Raw genomic sequence first — 15,354 nt, 5'->3', positions numbered from 1 at the left:
GTCCGTTTCCAATAATTACTACCACTCGCATTTCCTGCCAGCCTAGACTTTTTTCAACGCGGCGGAAAACGCCGCACCTAGATCAAAACACCAAAGTGGGGAGGCTTCAGGCCCATGGAGTTTTTCAAAAAGACTCTCGATCCGGTCATCGCATTGATGGCCATCGCCGTTCTCGACATCTTTCTCTTCCTCATCGTCGGCGCGTGGACCGTGGGCGGCGGCGAAACCATGATGACCGGCCTGATCGCCGAAGTTTTTATGGGTGACGACCTCAAACGCCTGCCGTTTTGGAATCTCGTGTTCGTGCCCGACGCCGGTTATTGGAAGATCTACATCAGCCTCGGCATGCTGTTCGGCGCTTTTGTCGGCGCCAAGTTGAGCAACGAATTTTACCTGCGTTTTCCCCGCCGCATGTCGGAATGGCTGATGATCACCATCGGCGGCTTGCTGATGGGCGTAGGCATCCGCCTGGCGTTCGTGTGCAACGTTTCGACCTTCTTCGGCCTGACCCCGGAAATGAACCTCGGCGGGTATCTCGCCATCAGCGGCATCGTCGCGGGAGCGTGGGTCGGCTCGTTCATCTACAAAAAAATTCTGGAGGGTTGAGCCATGTCCGTCGTTGGCGAATGCATCGTTGCTTTCATTTTCGGGTCCGTCGTCGGGCTGCTGGTTCAGCGTTCGCGCTTTTGCAACACCGCCGCACTGCGCGATGCGATGTTGTTCAGCACCTATCGCAACACCAAGGCGTTGCTGGTCGCGATGATGATTTTGACGTTCGGCTTCACCCTGTTCATCACCTTCGGCGAAGGCAAGACCATGCACTTCGACGTCGGCTTGAACACCTTTGCCGGTCTGTTCATCTTCGGCGTCGGCATGGTGTTGGCCGGGGCTTGCACGGTTTCGACCTGGGTCAAGGCCGGTGAAGGCAACATCGGCGCGGTATGGGCGTTGATTTTCACCTTTGTCGGAATGTTTTTGTTTTCGCTGGTGTGGTCGGCGAACTACTGGCCGCCCGCCCCCGTCAGCATGACCGGCGAGCCCAACCTGGAAGCCCTGCAATTGGGCTACGCCAACGCCGCCACCTTGCAAGAAAAGTTCGGCATCCCGGCAATCGTCTTCGGTTTGATGCAGGTCGCCGTCCTCTACGCCATCTATCGCGCCATCTTGCGCAAGGAAGCCATCCAAGCCGGGCATCATCGAGACGTGGCTAAAAGCCATGAAGCCGCCGCGGCCGAGTAACCGATCAAAACCTTTATTTTAAGAGAGAAGCACCATGGGACTGTTCAGCAAAAAACCGAAAGCCGAAGAAACCGCCGCCAGCCACGACGTCACGCTCAGCGACGGCAACACCTACACGGTCGTTCAGGTGGTCGATTGCATCGGCGACAGCTGCCCGCGTCCGCAATTGATGACCAAAAAGACCGTCGGCCAAATCGAGGTCGGCCAAGTGATCGAGGTGATGGTCGACAATCCGTCGTCCATGGAAGCCATCCCGCCGATGTGCGACGAAATGAGCGCCACCCACCTGGAAACGGTCAAAGACGCCCGCTGCTGGAAAATTTACGTCCGCAAGGATTGATCCATCTGGAGAACCACCATGTCGAAAATCGCCATGAGCATCTACGCCTGGGGCGCACTGCTGGTTTCGTTGGGCGGCATGGCGGCGATGTTGATTGCACCGCCGCCGAGCCTGCGCACCGATCGCGACGGCGTGGCTCATTTCACGCCCAAGGTCGAACACCCCGAAACCGGGCAAGCGATCAGCGTCAACACCCTGATCCGCCACTACCGCGGCGATTGAGGAGCACGAACAATGGACTTTGAAACCACCGCGCAAATCACCATGGCCGTGCTGGCGTTCGGCGTCATGTACATCAGCTTTCTCAAGAACACATTGTAAGGGGCCGCACCATGGATAGAGACAGCGTGATTTTTTGCATCGGTTCGCTGGCGGTGTCGTTGGTGGTGGCGATGGTGGCGTTTCCGTTCGCCGCCATGGATGCCGAGACAGTAGCCGCCGCAGAAAAACCCAAACCGGTTTATGAAATGGGCAGCGTCGACGTCGGCAAGGGCTTCGGCGAAGTTCCGGTCGAAGACTTGATGTCGTACTACATCGAAAACCCGCCCGCCGCGAAAACGTCGGATGCGGGCGCGGCACCTGAAATCCGCTTCGGGGGGTGTTGATCGCATGTTGGTCCGAGTGCTGAGTATCGCTTTGACGTGTTGCGTCGCCATTTCCGGCAGCGCGCTCGCACGCGACGACGCCAGCCTCACCGTGGCCGACAGCTTATCCACTGCCCCGCAGAGCCGCGTCATCGACATTCGAGACGAGACATCTTGCTTGGCCGGTTCCCTCCCCCAAGCGCGGTGCTTGCCGGTGGGGTTTTTCATTTCCCCCACCGGCAAGGTCATCGACTTTCACGCTTTACGCTGGCTATTGGGCACGGTCGGGCTGACGGGCGGTGAAAGCGTGTTGGTGGTCGCCGCGAACGCCGACGATGCGCATGCCGTCGGCACCCTGCTACACCGTGCGGGACAACGCCACGTGGCGGCCTACGACAAACCGTTTCACGCCCCGGCGAACGCATCTTCGGGAAGCCCACGCAGCTTGAGCAGGGAAACCGTTTTCACCGCGCCGATGCGCGATGACGCAGATCGAAAATAGGAATTTGGCATGGACGTTTTATTGCACCTGACCACCCCCGACGCGGTTCGCGTCGCCGCACCCTTGGGCCGTGCGCTCAATCGTCAAGGCGTCGCGTGGGGGTGCTTTCTCACCAATGACGGCGTGACGGCCTTGGCCGACGCCGATTTTCTCGACGCCAGTGACGGTGCGGATCGTGTCGCGGTGTGCGAGCATTCGTGGGACCTGCACATGCCCGGACACACCTGCCCGGTGGAAAAAGGCAGTCAGACCATCAACAGCCAACTGATGGCCCAGGCCGCCAAAGTGGTCAGCCTGTGAAAGCCCGCAAAGGACCGATGACATGAGTAGCAAATCCATCCTCGTTCTAGGCCGGCGCGATCACACCGAAGCGATGCGCGTCGCGGCGGGCCTGACCATCGTCGGCAACGACGTGCGCCTTGTATTCATGACCGAACCTGTCGCCGACACCGAGGCCAACGCCGAACAGGCGGAGCTGTTGGAGTTGTCCGACATCACACCCGAAACCACCGTTCAAGAAATGGCCGATGACTTGGCCTTTTTGGACGCCGACGCCTTGGGCCGTGCAATCGCCGAAAGCGATCGCGTCGTCAGCCTGTAGGCCAAAAACGAAAAGACGGAGCAACCGCCATGATGACCATTTTGGAACTGAACACAGGCCTGTTTCCCGATGCCGATGCGGTGGCGAAAGCCATCTCGACGCGCGAAGGGCATGACCGGGTCAAACGCCTGGACGTGAGCGGCCTGAAACCCGACGACACGGCCAACTGGGATGCGGCAGCAGCTGCCATCCTCGACGCCGATCTGATCGTCACCTTGTAGCGCTAGAACCGCTACGCCAAGTTCGAGAAAGGGAGCTTTCTAAATGACAACAGCGAAACGAGTTATGGGGAAATGGCTGGGCATCGCCTGCGCCGCGATGATCGTTTTCACGATGGGCAGCGCCAAAGCCGCCGATGCCCTGGTCAACGTGGAATGGGTTAAAGCCAACAGCACCAAGGCCGGCGTCGTCACCGTCGATGCGCGCGGCAAAGCCGACTACCTGCGTGGACACATCCCCGGCGCGGTCAACACCGATTACGCCAAGGACGGCTGGCGCGTGTCCAAGGACGGCGTGCCCGGCGTGTTCCCCGACGACACCACGAAACTGGCCGCCTTGATCGGTGGTTTGGGTATCGACAATTCTACCCACGTGGTGCTGGTCGCACCGGGGGCGAACTCGTCCGACATGGGTACCGCGACGCGCATGTACTGGACCTTCAAGGTTCTCGGGCATGACAATGTCTCAATCCTCAACGGCGGCATGAACGCCTATCTGGGCGCGAAAGACAAAGACGGCAATCCCACCAACCCGCTGGAAAAAGGCGCGGCCAAAGTCACCGCCAAGACCTTCAACGTCGCTTTGCGCAAAGATATGATCCCGTCCACCGCCGACGTCAAAGCTGCGTTGGACAAGGGCACCGTCATGGTCGACAACCGCACAGCCGACCAATACATGGGCGTCAACCGCCACGGGAAGTCCAAAGCCAACGGCACCATTCCCGGCGCGACCAACCTGCCGCAAAGCTGGATGACCGAAAACGGCGGCGGCATGTTCCGTTCCAAGGACACCATCGCCCAACTGTATCAGGCGGCGGGCGTGCCGACGTCCGGCGAACAGATCAGCTTCTGCAATACCGGGCACTGGGCGTCGATCGGCTGGTTTGCGTCTTCGGAAATCCTCGGCAACAAGGATGCCAAGATGTACGATGCCTCCATGACCGGCTGGACGGCGGCAAACATGCCCACCGAAGCCAAAATCAAGGTCAAATGATAACGCCGACACACAGGGTCTTATGACGCACACACCATACATCGCCATAAGCTCGAACCCGGCGACCGCGGTGCTTTACGGCATCGCGGTCGTCGTCGTTTTGGCGCTGGCCGGATTGCAAACCGCCCGCGCTGACACGCCCCCATCACAAACACTGGCCGCCGAACTGCTGATTGTGCGCGGTGACCTCGCGCGTTTGTATATGACGAACAACCTCCCCCCCGCGCATATCGACGGTTTGCGCGATCGCATCGCGGGTGCGTTGGGATTGTTGCCGTGGCTGCTGCGCCAAGTTGGCGACGACGCGGGCGCGCTGCGATTGCGTGCTTCAAGCGACAGCGCCCTGATCGACAACCTCGACCTGTTGATCGCCCGCCATCCGCTGGACCTGTCGCCGTACGAGCTGGAACATCTAACGGCCCAACAGCGCCGCGAGGCCGTCGCCATTCACGACACCTATTGCGCCGGGTGTCACGATGACACCGGACAAGGCGACCCGGACACCGCACTGCCCGCGCGCGATTTGTTCGAAATGGCGAAAGAGGCCGCGCCGGAGGTTTTCCTCGCCCGTCTGATCAACGGCGTGAAGGGGGATGAGACCTTGCTGTTCGCCAATCCCCTGACACCTGCGCAAATCGGCGCGCTGTGGCACTTATACCGCCGTTAAGACGCCAGGATGTTCTTGAACTGCCACGGATCGGTTTCGTCGATCTCTTCTTCGAAATAGTCCCACCGGGTCGAAAGCGGCGTCCAGTCCGTATAATGGCCTTCGACCGGGCCCAGATAGGGACGTTGCACCTCGAGACAGCGCACGTGATCCATTTCATCCGTTTCGACGATACCCGCGTCGGGGTTTTCCAACGCCCAGACCATGCCCGCGAGCACCGCGGACGTGACCTGCAAACCGGTGGCGTTTTGAAACGGGGCCAGTTCGCGCGTTTCCTTGATCGACAGGCGCGAGCCGTACCAATACGCGTTCTTGGCATGGCCGTACAGCAACACGCCCAACTCGTCGATGCCGTCGACGATTTCATCTTCGGACAAAATTTTGAAGGTTTTCTGCTGCGCCCCGGAACCGAAGATTTCATCGAGGCTGAGCACCGCGGCATCGCACGGATGATAGGCATAGTGACACGTCGGGCGGTATTCGGGCTGCGCCCCCGCGCCGATTGTGTAGTAGTCGGAAATCGAGATGGCTTCGTTGTGGGTGACGAGGAACCCGTATTGCGGCCCCGGCGTCGGGCACCACGAATGCACCCGCGTCAACGCGCCGGGCTGGGTGATGTAGATAGCCGCTTGCGAGCCTGCGCCGTGACCGTGGGCATTGTCGGGCATCCATTTTTCATGGCTGCCCCAGCCCAGTTCCGCGGGTTGGAAACCTTCGGAAATGAAGCCTTCGACCGACCAGGTGTTGACGAAGGTGCCGAGCGCCTTGGGCTCGCGGACGTATTGGGTGTCGCGTTCGGCGATGTGGATGCCCTTGACGCCCACCGCCTGCATCAGTTTCGCCCAATCCTCGCGATTTTGTGGCGTATCGGACTCGACACCGGTGTCGCGGGCGATGTTCATCAGGGCTTCCTTGACGAACCAAGACACCATGCCCGGGTTCGCGCCACAGCACGAAACCGCCGTGGTGCCGCCCGGGTTGGCTTGTTTTTCCGCCCGCACAGCCTCGCGCAAGGCGTAGTTGGTACGCTTTTCGGGCTGGCGCATGTTGCTGAAATAGAACCCCGGCCACGGTTCGACCACGGTGTCGATATAAAGTGTGTTGAGACGGCGGCAATGCACCATGAGGTCGAGTGACCCGGTATCGACGGACAGGTTGACGCAAAACCCCTGATCCTGACCGGCAAACAACCGGTCGAGAACCGCACGGTAGTTCTCCTTGGTGATCGCCATGTGGTGAAACTTCACTCCCCGCTGAGCGAGGAAATTGGCGTGCTCGTTCGACGGATCGATGACGTGAATGTTGTGGCTGTCGTATTCGAAATGACGTTCCAGCAACGGCAGCACGCCGCGACCGATGGACCCAAAACCGATCAAAACGATGGGGCCCGGAATTTTGTGATAGATGGGAGCACTCATGAAGCTTCTACTCGCAAAAACATGGAAGACGACCCGGCGGAGCGATGCATTTACGCACTGTCTATCGTCAACAATATGACACCTGCGATGATTACCAAACACCCAACGATCTTTTTCGTCAGGTCGGTTCTGGAAATCGACAAAGATCCCGCTAACTACGGCATACGAGCTCCACACTTCATATAAAAGGCCAAAAACGGCGAAATTCTGGCTAAAAATAAACATAAATTCGTAAGCGTTGTTTACGAATTTATAGCCCCCACCTTATCGACTACATTCGACACCACCCGTAACAAGCGGAACAATAAAGCAACCCATGAATGCTTTTGAAATAAGAACATATCCTCATAGGAGTATTTCCGACGTTGCTGTATAGTGGCTAGGTTTCACAAGAATGGGGAAAAGCGACATGGGACAGTTAGATGAAAGCGGTCAGTTGACGCCGTTTCCGTGGGGAAGGGCCACCAAAAACTCAATCACCAATGGGATTGCGGCAACAGTCGCTTCAGGTCTTATGTCGCTTCAAACAGGTGATGCTTTGACAGCGTCATTTGCCTTAGCCGGAACATTTGGAGCAACTTTTGCAGGAACATTTTTTGGAGAATTCACCAACCATACATACGATGACCCCCACCCGACCTTTGACCGAAGAACCACGGTATTGTTCAACTTGGTTGGTATGACGTTATGTTTCTTCATATTTGTCGTGCCCGCTATGATTCTAGGTGCGCTTGTCACTCCTGGTACAATTTCCTTACCTGGATTTTTTGGGTATGCGGCTTTCTGTTTGTCAGGCTTTTTCGTTGCGATCGTACGCGGTTTGTTGATCAACCTTCACTTGGTGCGAGATGAAGACTATGACAAAAAAGACCCCGACGGCAGTATCATAACTATGTGAATACGGTCGGAATACGGTCGCATGCCCGAGGTGTTTCATGTGTCTCTGGGAGTTTCAGCATCTTTGATTTGACTATGTAGAGCTATCAATTGTACCGCCCCCGCTTAAGCGGCACATAGGTGTTTCTCCAACAATCCCGACATAACAAACGCTGTTTCAATCTTCGCCCTACACCCGAAAACGACAAAACCCCAAGGTTTCCCTTGGGGTTTTGATGGTGGGCACGACTGGGATTGAACCAGTGACCCCTTCGATGTCAACGACACTAAAGTCCTGACTTCTCAAGACCTTGCCTTCTCCATGCACAATGGAGACTGTGAATGGCAAGCATCCGGCAACTTCCCTCAGGGCGTTTTAACGTCCAAATCAGGCATCCGAACACCAAGCAAAAGTCCAAATCATTCCCCACGAAAGCTGAAGCCGAAGCTTGGGCCGCCCAGATTGAAAGTGAGCATCTCAAAGCCCAAGCACAGGATATTGAACAAACGCCCAGCATATCGTTTGAGGATTTGGGAACTAGGTACTGTTCCTTAGTCTTGAAGGGACGAACGTCCTTCACCATCACCAAACAACGCATCGAACGCATGGCACAGCACCTTCCAAAGAGAGCCACTGCCATCACCAAGCGCGATATCAATACCTATCGTTTGATGCGTTTGGAACAGGTCTCTTCAGTTTCTTGCAGGGATGAACTGCAATTGATCCACCGTATCTATAGGTGGGCTCATCGTGAAATGTTGTTGGATGAAACACGGTATCCCTCACCCTGTACTGGCATTGCCATGCCGCCAACCAGCAAGCCCCGTAACCGTGTTGTTGAGAGAGATGAACTGGAACTTCTGCTGAATGAACTTCAACCCATCATGCGTGTTGTCGTAGAACTGGCCTATGAGACGGCTATGCGTCGTGGAGAAATTCTGAAACTCACACCAAAAAACCTCCACCTTGAGGATCGCATCTTGGATGTCGTGGATGGCAAGACAGGTGATCGATCTGTTCCCCTCACAAAAAGGGCCGTAGAGCTCTTGAGAGAGTCGTTAGAAGCCTGCCCTTCATCTTCTTCCAGATTATTCCCCGTTGAGCCTCACAGCGTTTCTACGGCCTTTAGAAGGGCGCGCAAACGAGCAGGGCTGGACAGTGATGTACGGTTCCACCAATTACGACACAGTCGCATCACAATGGTTGCGAGGAAAGGCTTCAACCAAGCACAAATTATGATGGTGAGTGGGCATAGGGATGTGCGAAGCGTTCAACGATATACTCACCTCAACGTCATGGACGTTATCAATCACTTGGATTGACGGCTTGACGTTATGTGATGGGGAAAGAGGCGTTTTATCTGAGAAAAATTTTCGACCTATCGTGACGGCAATATTGCCAAAAAAGCAACGGGATCAAACCCAATTGCCTCTGCGATATCCAGAAATTCAATCAAGTCAATTCGCCTCTCTCCCTTTTCATACTTGCTCACGAAGGATTGGGGCTTTTGAAGACGCCCCGCCACCATTGCCTGTGTCAGGCTAGCGCTTTTCCTCTTCTCAATTAGAAGGAGCCGGAATTGTTCGTACCGATCTGAATGCAGCGACGAGGACATGAAGAAGGATATCCGCCAAAATTGAACGGATTACCCAATAATCCCCTTTCAAAATTATCCCATAACGGGTTATTTTGAGCACTTACCTTTAGGAGAGAAAGAGTATGTTTGGACGCATGAAAAGAAAGATGTTTGCTGCCAAGGTCATGGCCGAAATCAAAGCTCAAACAGGCAATCAGGAGTTCGTAGACCGCCTCTTTTCGACAGATTGGACTGAAGAGCAATTGGAGCACCTCAGGAAGCACGCATACTATCGGAAAGATTCTGCGGCTTCATTCCTTTACGGATGCCACATGCTCCATCAGGGAATGCTTGACGATGGGTTTGATACAGAGATGAGGGCCGCGTGCTGCTATTTCCTCACTGATAGATTGCGCAAAGCAAACACGAACCCCCAGTTCTGGCAGCAACATATTTTGATATTTGGCAACTTGAACGATGCCGTGATGCAATTCTCTGAGCAACTTCAAAGCTAAAACATTAGCTTCAGGGTTGCTTGACCACCACAATACAGAATTAGTCTATCCGGGTGCCTGCTTGGCACTCAGAACCAGACGATTTTGCAGGGCATTGAAACTGTCAGCTTGTAGCCAGAAGCGGGCATAAGGAGAGCCATGTTACTGAAAAGACCATCTAATCTATGTAGACTGATATTTCTGAATTGCAGTCAAATATTGCCGTTCACTTTCATCCTTAAACTTCTCTTTATTGTCATCTAAGGTTTTAAATTTTTCGTAGACGCTTTTGTATATGATCTGTTGAGCTTGGTGTGAAAGGTTAGACTCATCAAACTCATCCATTTCAACAGCATTCTCTAGATAACAGTTCAACAAACCCATCAACCCATCCTTATCGATTTGGTCAATAGCTTCCCAGCCTGCTGATTCTGAATATTTAAAGAAGCCTTGTCCATTCTCAATTTTTAAGATTTTCATACCCTTTCCTCCTTTCTTCATAAGCTTCTGTTCCAGCTTCAAGGCATCCCATTGTTACGTTAAATGTATCCAGTTCTGCTCCATCGACGGAGGTAAGTTTTTTGCCCATTGGGTCACCGGAGTAAACTCGATATATGGGTTTACCGTCTTCAATTTCTTTTTTAGTGCATAGTAGGTAGTCGGGTAATATCGACGCTCCGACAGTGCTGTTATGTGTTACGAGTACCACGGGCATTGTCTTTGAGATGTCTTTGATCATCTCGTTGACTTCGCTTTTCAAAAATATGTTGTCAAATGAAGATTCGGGTTCGTCGATGAGTAACATGTCGTATTGCAGGGCATCCTGAATAACGTGTAGCAAATTAAATTCAGATCGTTCGCCACCAGACGCTTCAGCCCCATCACGATTTAAAACTTTGTACTCAATGTTTGCGAAGTACTTATAAAGGTCGGCTTTTGCTAACCCATCAATCTCTTTCAATTCTTGAAGGAACTTGTAGGGGCTTTCATAGACTGTGTAAGCGTCTCTAAATGCAACCTGTCGACCACTTAATTTTTTCAGTTCACCAGCGCCTGAAAATTTTAATGCCTTTGCGACGACAGCGAAGTCTTTGGTGCTGGTTCGTTTAATTTCACGTTCAACTCTTGCTAAATTGACGACCTCTTCAAATTTTGAAACTTTGTTCATGTTCATTGCTATGTTGTAGAGGTCTATTTCCTCAATAGGGGTGGCTGAGGTTTTGATTTGAAGCTTTTCCTTCACACTGCCAATAATTTCATTCAGCCATATTCGTTTTAACCTTCCCTCCTCCCTAGTCGTGAACTCCATCATCAATTCAACGAGTAATTTCTTTAAAGTTTCAACTGAGACATGCTTATCAATTATACTCCTGAACTCATCATTTCTCATTAGGTGCTTGGTCGAATCAATCAGCTTCACCAAACTTGATTGGTCTGAAACCTGAAACTTTTCTTCACTAAATAATTTTGCATTTGAAAAGGCATCCCGTCTTTCCGATTCCGATGCAAACTTTACAAGTGATGCCACGTAACTTGACACCGACCTCAAGTCAGCTTCGATATCAACGTCTATGATATCGTTTACAACATGTTGGAGTTCTTCCAGGTATTCGCGTGTTAGTAAGCTATGCTTGGCGCTTAATATCTTATCGAATTTTCTTTCGTCCTCTTCAGAATTTCTTGCAACCAAAGAAAACTGCTTGATGTATTTAACGTCAACATTTGCTTCCCGATATATTTTATCAAGTGTGTATGACTTGCCTGATGATCTTTCACCAACCACGACATTTAAACCTGTAGATAACCGCTGGCCATTCGCGAACACTTCAAATAAATAGCTCCCCTCCTCGGGAGACAGAGACACCTTAGCCTTGTCACGTAGACAGTTTTTTATGGAAGAAAAGTTTGTGTCATCACATGCTAAGTAGGTTTGACGTGTTGGGATAATGTTGAGTTCCTGAGACATTCTGCTGTCGCTAAAATACACGGGGACAAGTCGCTCGGCATCCTTAATTGAATACATGAATTTTTTCGGACTCATCACCTCCCCAGCGGTAATGAAGTCTGACAACTCCTCTATGACATGCTTTGGTATAGAAGGTTTCTTGTCATAGTGCGGAATCAGGATGAAATTGCTTAGGTCCCCAAACTCTCTTTGAAGGTCTGCAACAGAAATTGAATCTGTTGGGTTTGGAATCAGACTTTCCACTACCGCACATTGTTCGTGGAATTCATATGGGTCGTCTCCATTTGCTATGAGAAGCAAATGCCCTGTATCCAAATTAATTTCAATTCCTGGGTAGACTGTAATGCCCAATTCATTCTTGATTTTTACATATTGCTTTACGTCAAAGGTGTTGTGATTTGTGATTGCAATGGAATCAAGGTTTGCACTGCCCACGTAATCCTTTAAGCGATCCATATCAAAAACAAAATGTGCATCGCTGGGTGTGCAAACAGTATGAATGTGAAAGTCAATTTTTATCATTGATCCCCCGGTCCCATTGTTCTTCATCTGAGATTACACAGAATCTAGTTTCACCTATGCTGTAGCAGCAAAAGTTACACAAACCCTGTCGAACCCCGCATATCATATGATAGTGACCAACTTGTGTTATACAATTAATTCAAGAGATTTACCAGGATAGGCTGCGGGATGTACCAAGGCATCTTCGCTTCTGATAAGCGACTGCAGAGTGAGACAAAAAGGAACAGATTGATGGCGCTGGAGAGGTTAACACTGTTGGAAAATGCTGTTGATAGTCTCAATGAAGCTTTGCGGAAGTACAACGAAGGGATTGATGGAGACACAAAATCATATAAATTTGCGATTACCCACTTTTCTCATTTCATTGAGTTGATGTTCAAATATTACGTCAGCAAATCTCATCCCTTACTGATTTACAAAAACCCCTACAGCAAGAGTCTAGAGACCTCTCGGGGGCGGAAGGATGCAACCACAATTGGTCTCTGGGAAGCTGTTCAATTTTTAAAAAATGAAGGGAAACCTATCCAAGAAGAATTCAAACAGGATATGGAGTGGTTAAAGAAATTACGAAATAAAATTGAACATCATGAATTCAAGATGGATACCAGGGAAGTGCGACTAACCCTGGGCAGGTTAGTCCGAGCATTTATTGATTTTAATGAAAGTCACTCAACTTTAAATTTTGATGAAAAAATTGACGTAATGCGTTACCCCGCGTTTGTCTCGTTAGCTGACGAGTACAAGTCTAGATTGGAAAATGCTAGGGCAACCGCTACAGAAGAAAACGACGATGACTCCAACTACAATTGTCCCCATTGCGGTGCGACCGATACTGTTTCCTTAAGTGGGGATTTGTTCACTTGTCACCTATGTGATCAAACGGAAAGCGCGATTACCTGTAGGGAGTGTTCAGCAATCATCTCTGAAACAGATGCTGTTGATTTGGATATTGATCAACATTCGCCGGACCCAATCTATGTTTGTGAGAGTTGTTACGATAAAATGTGCTACGAGGAATAGTGCTGCCACTTGAATTGATACAATGCCCGCTTCGGGTCATTTGCAGGCCTTCACGCAATAGCTTGTAAATGTCCGTAATGCTCCGACAAGTGGACATTATTTCTGGCAACATTGAGGCCCACCAATTTCTCAATGCGTAGTGGTCCAGTAAGGGGGGATTTAGGAGTATACGAAGGGAAAGGATGTACGAAGGAAGAAGGATGTACGAAGGAAGAAGGATAACGACGGTATATCACCAAATATCCTTCTGCTTCCTTGCGTTTAGGAACAATCCCTAATCGATTGGACCATGAATAGATGTCCATTCTGCTTCTCGGCGATAGTATCCAGAATATGCTTCTATATCTTTCAAAACCTCCATTCCAAAATCTTCGTCAGGAATAACAAGGCCTGGAACATAGTCCTCACTGGGCAGATCAAAGACCGTTTCATCACGATCAATCTCTGGCTTAAGGCCAACCACTTCTTCGAAGGCTTCCTCCATTGCGTTGTGCAGTGTCTTCTCCGCTCCTCTCCTGACAATAAACGAATCGTGGATTGGCAGAGCAGTTACTGGTCTGGGTAAATTCAGAAGTTTCAACATCACCCGTTCAGCAATATCTGAGTCTTTCCGCTGCATTTTCCCCCATGTGCCTGAGAAGAAGAACTGTTCAATCGGGGTATGGACTTCGAGCAAATCGCGCAACAGATTTGAATAGTCTCGGCCCGTCATCGCCTCAAACATGTTCCGGCACGCTAGATTGCGTTCATGCTTGCTCATACTGCCCCAATTACTAGGCAAGGGATCGGGCAAAAGGTCAGGAGCAAAGCGATGCCATTGGTTTTGATGCCGAGACGACGTGGCGCTATTCAGCAGTTGGTTAAACGCCTTCTTGATAATGGGCCGTAGACCAGAATCCCACCCCTCTAAAATATATGCATCGTTAGGAGGAGTTTCGTGTACGAGAGCATAAAGCATCCGGGGTTGCATTGTGGAATAGTCCATCTCCACGGTCATAGCACCATCAATCTCGATATATTTCCTGAACTGGCTAGGAATGCCTTGCCACCATCCACCGTAGAAACGTCCGCCATTGTTGAACGTGCCATTGGCAAAGATGCGTCTTAGCGTTCGATTGGAAAATTCAAAGGGTTCACGCGGTTCTTCATCGTCATCCAAGACCTGTTCCCTAGCCATCCGTTTTTTCAAATTCTCCATCTCTTGATCAGAGATGCGCAGATTGATGAAGGTCGTTTGAAGGGTAGAATTTATACGCCTTACATTCTCAAAAGCTCGATCTAGCCCAAAGCCCTCGGCAGTTGGATAGGGGACGTACTCATCACCATGTTTGACGATAATCTCAGGGCCGTCAAAGACATCGATACAGGCCCAATTTAATCTACGAGCGGAGAAGACCCTGATCAGTCTGTATGAGGCCCGCATCCTTGATGAGATTCCCGGAAAACCTTTACGTCTAGGGTGATGATCAATGAATTTTTCAGCAGCAAGAAAATCAATAACATTAGTGTAAATGATATTGCTAATACGAGATGTCCCGCTCTTGTAGTTCCAATATGGACCATCCTTAATGAAGTAGCGCTTTCCCCGATTGTAGCCAACGAATTTTGCCTTATCCCCCTCCCATGCTGAGAGAAGGTCTAAAATGATCAGTCGTATATGTCTTTTGTATTCATCGATGTTTTTGGAAGAAACAAGCGGCTTGCCAGCACGCCGGGCATACGCTTGGTAATGCCGGAAAAACCAATTCACGACCTCTCGCACATTGCGGTGTGCTGAGGTCAGATCAGTCCGATTACGTCGAGAGTTATATAAATCATCCATTTTCCTTATCCTATTCGATCAAATATAGAAACATCCTAACCTCATAGGGGTATCTCGTGATGTTTCATGTTATTATTATATGTTTTCAATATGTTATGTGTTATCAGCCTGGGTCACAGGAGCATGCATAAGCACCTCCACATCTCCCCGGCATAGACCTCGATAATGAGGGTTATAAACGCCTTTAAATGAGTTCCTATTGTGGGCGGCACATTGGTCAATCAACACCGTGCTAGGAACGGCACTTGAACACATACGGCCAACAAATCATTGGGACTGCACCAGGGCCAAACGAACATGGTTCCCAGCCGTTTACTGGGCCTGGCACTTGCGGCATTTCAGCCACCTAGCGGTATCCTCCCGCTTTCGAGACACACTTATTTAGCGAGCTATGAGTGTGATAGCCCGGCAAGCCATGTTTAACGTGCACTTCATCACACGTACACGGCTACTTCCCATCATGGTATGGGGGAACAGAGCGTTCTAAAGTTAAGATATTTGAGGCAGAGTTTTG

The 15,354-nt window shown here is 51.0% G+C and carries 20 protein-coding genes; 15 read left to right on the top strand and 5 right to left on the bottom strand.

Going from position 1 to position 15,354, the window contains the following annotated elements:
• Positions 1-114 precede the first annotated feature (114 nt).
• The 11 genes from VIN96_RS04970 to VIN96_RS04920 all read left to right on the top strand — a co-directional run bounded on the left by VIN96_RS04970 (position 115) and on the right by VIN96_RS04920 (position 5,145).
• On the top strand, positions 115-606 hold the full coding sequence (locus VIN96_RS04970) for a YeeE/YedE thiosulfate transporter family protein (RefSeq protein WP_331894355.1): 492 nt from the start codon (positions 115-117) through the stop codon (positions 604-606).
• A 3-nt stretch (positions 607-609) separates the two neighbouring features.
• Positions 610-1,239 (top strand): YeeE/YedE thiosulfate transporter family protein, encoded by a 630-nt coding sequence (locus VIN96_RS04965; RefSeq protein WP_331894353.1) that lies wholly within the window; start codon positions 610-612, stop codon positions 1,237-1,239.
• A 34-nt stretch (positions 1,240-1,273) separates the two neighbouring features.
• On the top strand, positions 1,274-1,579 hold the full coding sequence (locus VIN96_RS04960) for a sulfurtransferase TusA family protein (RefSeq protein ID WP_331894351.1): 306 nt from the start codon (positions 1,274-1,276) through the stop codon (positions 1,577-1,579).
• An 18-nt stretch (positions 1,580-1,597) separates the two neighbouring features.
• Entirely contained in the window at positions 1,598-1,801 is a 204-nt protein-coding gene (locus VIN96_RS04955; RefSeq protein WP_331894350.1) for a hypothetical protein, read from the top strand.
• Between the two features lie 110 nt (positions 1,802-1,911).
• Positions 1,912-2,184 carry a hypothetical protein gene (locus VIN96_RS04950; RefSeq protein WP_331894348.1) on the top strand — a complete coding sequence of 91 codons (273 nt, stop codon included), beginning with the start codon at positions 1,912-1,914 and terminating at the stop codon, positions 2,182-2,184.
• Between the two features lie 4 nt (positions 2,185-2,188).
• Complete coding sequence (locus VIN96_RS04945) at positions 2,189-2,665, top strand: hypothetical protein (RefSeq protein ID WP_331894346.1); 477 nt, start codon at positions 2,189-2,191, stop codon at positions 2,663-2,665.
• Positions 2,666-2,674: 9 nt separating this feature from the next.
• Positions 2,675-2,965: a hypothetical protein gene (locus VIN96_RS04940; protein WP_331894345.1), complete on the top strand. Its 291-nt coding sequence runs from the start codon at positions 2,675-2,677 to the stop codon at positions 2,963-2,965.
• 22 nt (positions 2,966-2,987) lie between these two features.
• The gene (locus VIN96_RS04935) at positions 2,988-3,266 is read left to right on the top strand and encodes a hypothetical protein (protein WP_331894343.1); all 279 of its coding nucleotides are present in this window, start codon (positions 2,988-2,990) and stop codon (positions 3,264-3,266) included.
• A 29-nt stretch (positions 3,267-3,295) separates the two neighbouring features.
• Positions 3,296-3,487, top strand: coding sequence for a hypothetical protein (locus tag VIN96_RS04930; RefSeq protein WP_331894341.1), 192 nt, complete (start codon positions 3,296-3,298; stop codon positions 3,485-3,487).
• A 43-nt stretch (positions 3,488-3,530) separates the two neighbouring features.
• Positions 3,531-4,478: a sulfurtransferase gene (locus tag VIN96_RS04925; RefSeq protein WP_331894339.1), complete on the top strand. Its 948-nt coding sequence runs from the start codon at positions 3,531-3,533 to the stop codon at positions 4,476-4,478.
• A 22-nt stretch (positions 4,479-4,500) separates the two neighbouring features.
• Positions 4,501-5,145, top strand: a complete 645-nt coding sequence (locus VIN96_RS04920) for a hypothetical protein (protein ID WP_331894338.1) — start codon at positions 4,501-4,503, stop codon at positions 5,143-5,145.
• Here VIN96_RS04920 and VIN96_RS04915 read toward each other — a convergent pair.
• Entirely contained in the window at positions 5,142-6,563 is a 1,422-nt protein-coding gene (locus VIN96_RS04915) for a homospermidine synthase (protein ID WP_331894337.1), read from the bottom strand. The genes VIN96_RS04920 and VIN96_RS04915 overlap by 4 nt on opposite strands.
• A 409-nt stretch (positions 6,564-6,972) precedes the next feature.
• Between VIN96_RS04915 and VIN96_RS04910 the strand changes: the two genes are divergently transcribed.
• The gene (locus VIN96_RS04910; RefSeq protein ID WP_331894336.1) at positions 6,973-7,461 is read left to right on the top strand and encodes a hypothetical protein; all 489 of its coding nucleotides are present in this window, start codon (positions 6,973-6,975) and stop codon (positions 7,459-7,461) included.
• Between the two features lie 320 nt (positions 7,462-7,781).
• Positions 7,782-8,762 (top strand): site-specific integrase, encoded by a 981-nt coding sequence (locus VIN96_RS04905; RefSeq protein ID WP_331894335.1) that lies wholly within the window; start codon positions 7,782-7,784, stop codon positions 8,760-8,762.
• A gap of 56 nt (positions 8,763-8,818) precedes the next feature.
• Here VIN96_RS04905 and VIN96_RS04900 read toward each other — a convergent pair whose 3' ends face one another.
• Positions 8,819-9,055 (bottom strand): helix-turn-helix transcriptional regulator, encoded by a 237-nt coding sequence (locus VIN96_RS04900; RefSeq protein ID WP_331894334.1) that lies wholly within the window; start codon positions 9,053-9,055, stop codon positions 8,819-8,821.
• 104 nt (positions 9,056-9,159) lie between these two features.
• Here VIN96_RS04900 and VIN96_RS04895 point away from each other — a divergent pair, with 104 nt between their 5' ends.
• On the top strand, positions 9,160-9,531 hold the full coding sequence (locus tag VIN96_RS04895; RefSeq protein ID WP_331894332.1) for a hypothetical protein: 372 nt from the start codon (positions 9,160-9,162) through the stop codon (positions 9,529-9,531).
• A 162-nt stretch (positions 9,532-9,693) separates the two neighbouring features.
• On the opposite strand, the gene VIN96_RS04890 is transcribed toward VIN96_RS04895, so the two are convergent.
• Both VIN96_RS04890 and VIN96_RS04885 read right to left on the bottom strand, forming a co-directional pair.
• Positions 9,694-9,990 (bottom strand): hypothetical protein, encoded by a 297-nt coding sequence (locus tag VIN96_RS04890; protein ID WP_331894331.1) that lies wholly within the window; start codon positions 9,988-9,990, stop codon positions 9,694-9,696.
• Entirely contained in the window at positions 9,971-11,911 is a 1,941-nt protein-coding gene (locus VIN96_RS04885; protein WP_331894329.1) for a hypothetical protein, read from the bottom strand. Before VIN96_RS04885 ends, VIN96_RS04890 begins: the two co-directional genes overlap by 20 nt.
• Before the next feature lie 318 nt (positions 11,912-12,229).
• On the opposite strand from VIN96_RS04885, the gene VIN96_RS04880 reads away from it, so the two are divergent.
• On the top strand, positions 12,230-13,018 hold the full coding sequence (locus VIN96_RS04880; protein WP_331894327.1) for a hypothetical protein: 789 nt from the start codon (positions 12,230-12,232) through the stop codon (positions 13,016-13,018).
• A gap of 274 nt (positions 13,019-13,292) precedes the next feature.
• On the opposite strand, the gene VIN96_RS04875 is transcribed toward VIN96_RS04880, so the two are convergent.
• Positions 13,293-14,840 carry a hypothetical protein gene (locus VIN96_RS04875; RefSeq protein WP_331894325.1) on the bottom strand — a complete coding sequence of 516 codons (1,548 nt, stop codon included), beginning with the start codon at positions 14,838-14,840 and terminating at the stop codon, positions 13,293-13,295.
• Between the last annotated feature and the right edge of the window lie 514 nt (positions 14,841-15,354).

Origin of the sequence: Magnetovibrio sp. (assembly GCF_036568125.1) — a bacterium.
Classification (GTDB): domain Bacteria; phylum Pseudomonadota; class Alphaproteobacteria; order Rhodospirillales; family Magnetovibrionaceae; genus Magnetovibrio.
The sequence above is the reverse complement of the archived record's forward strand: the minus strand, read 5'-3'. Positions and strand labels throughout refer to the sequence as shown.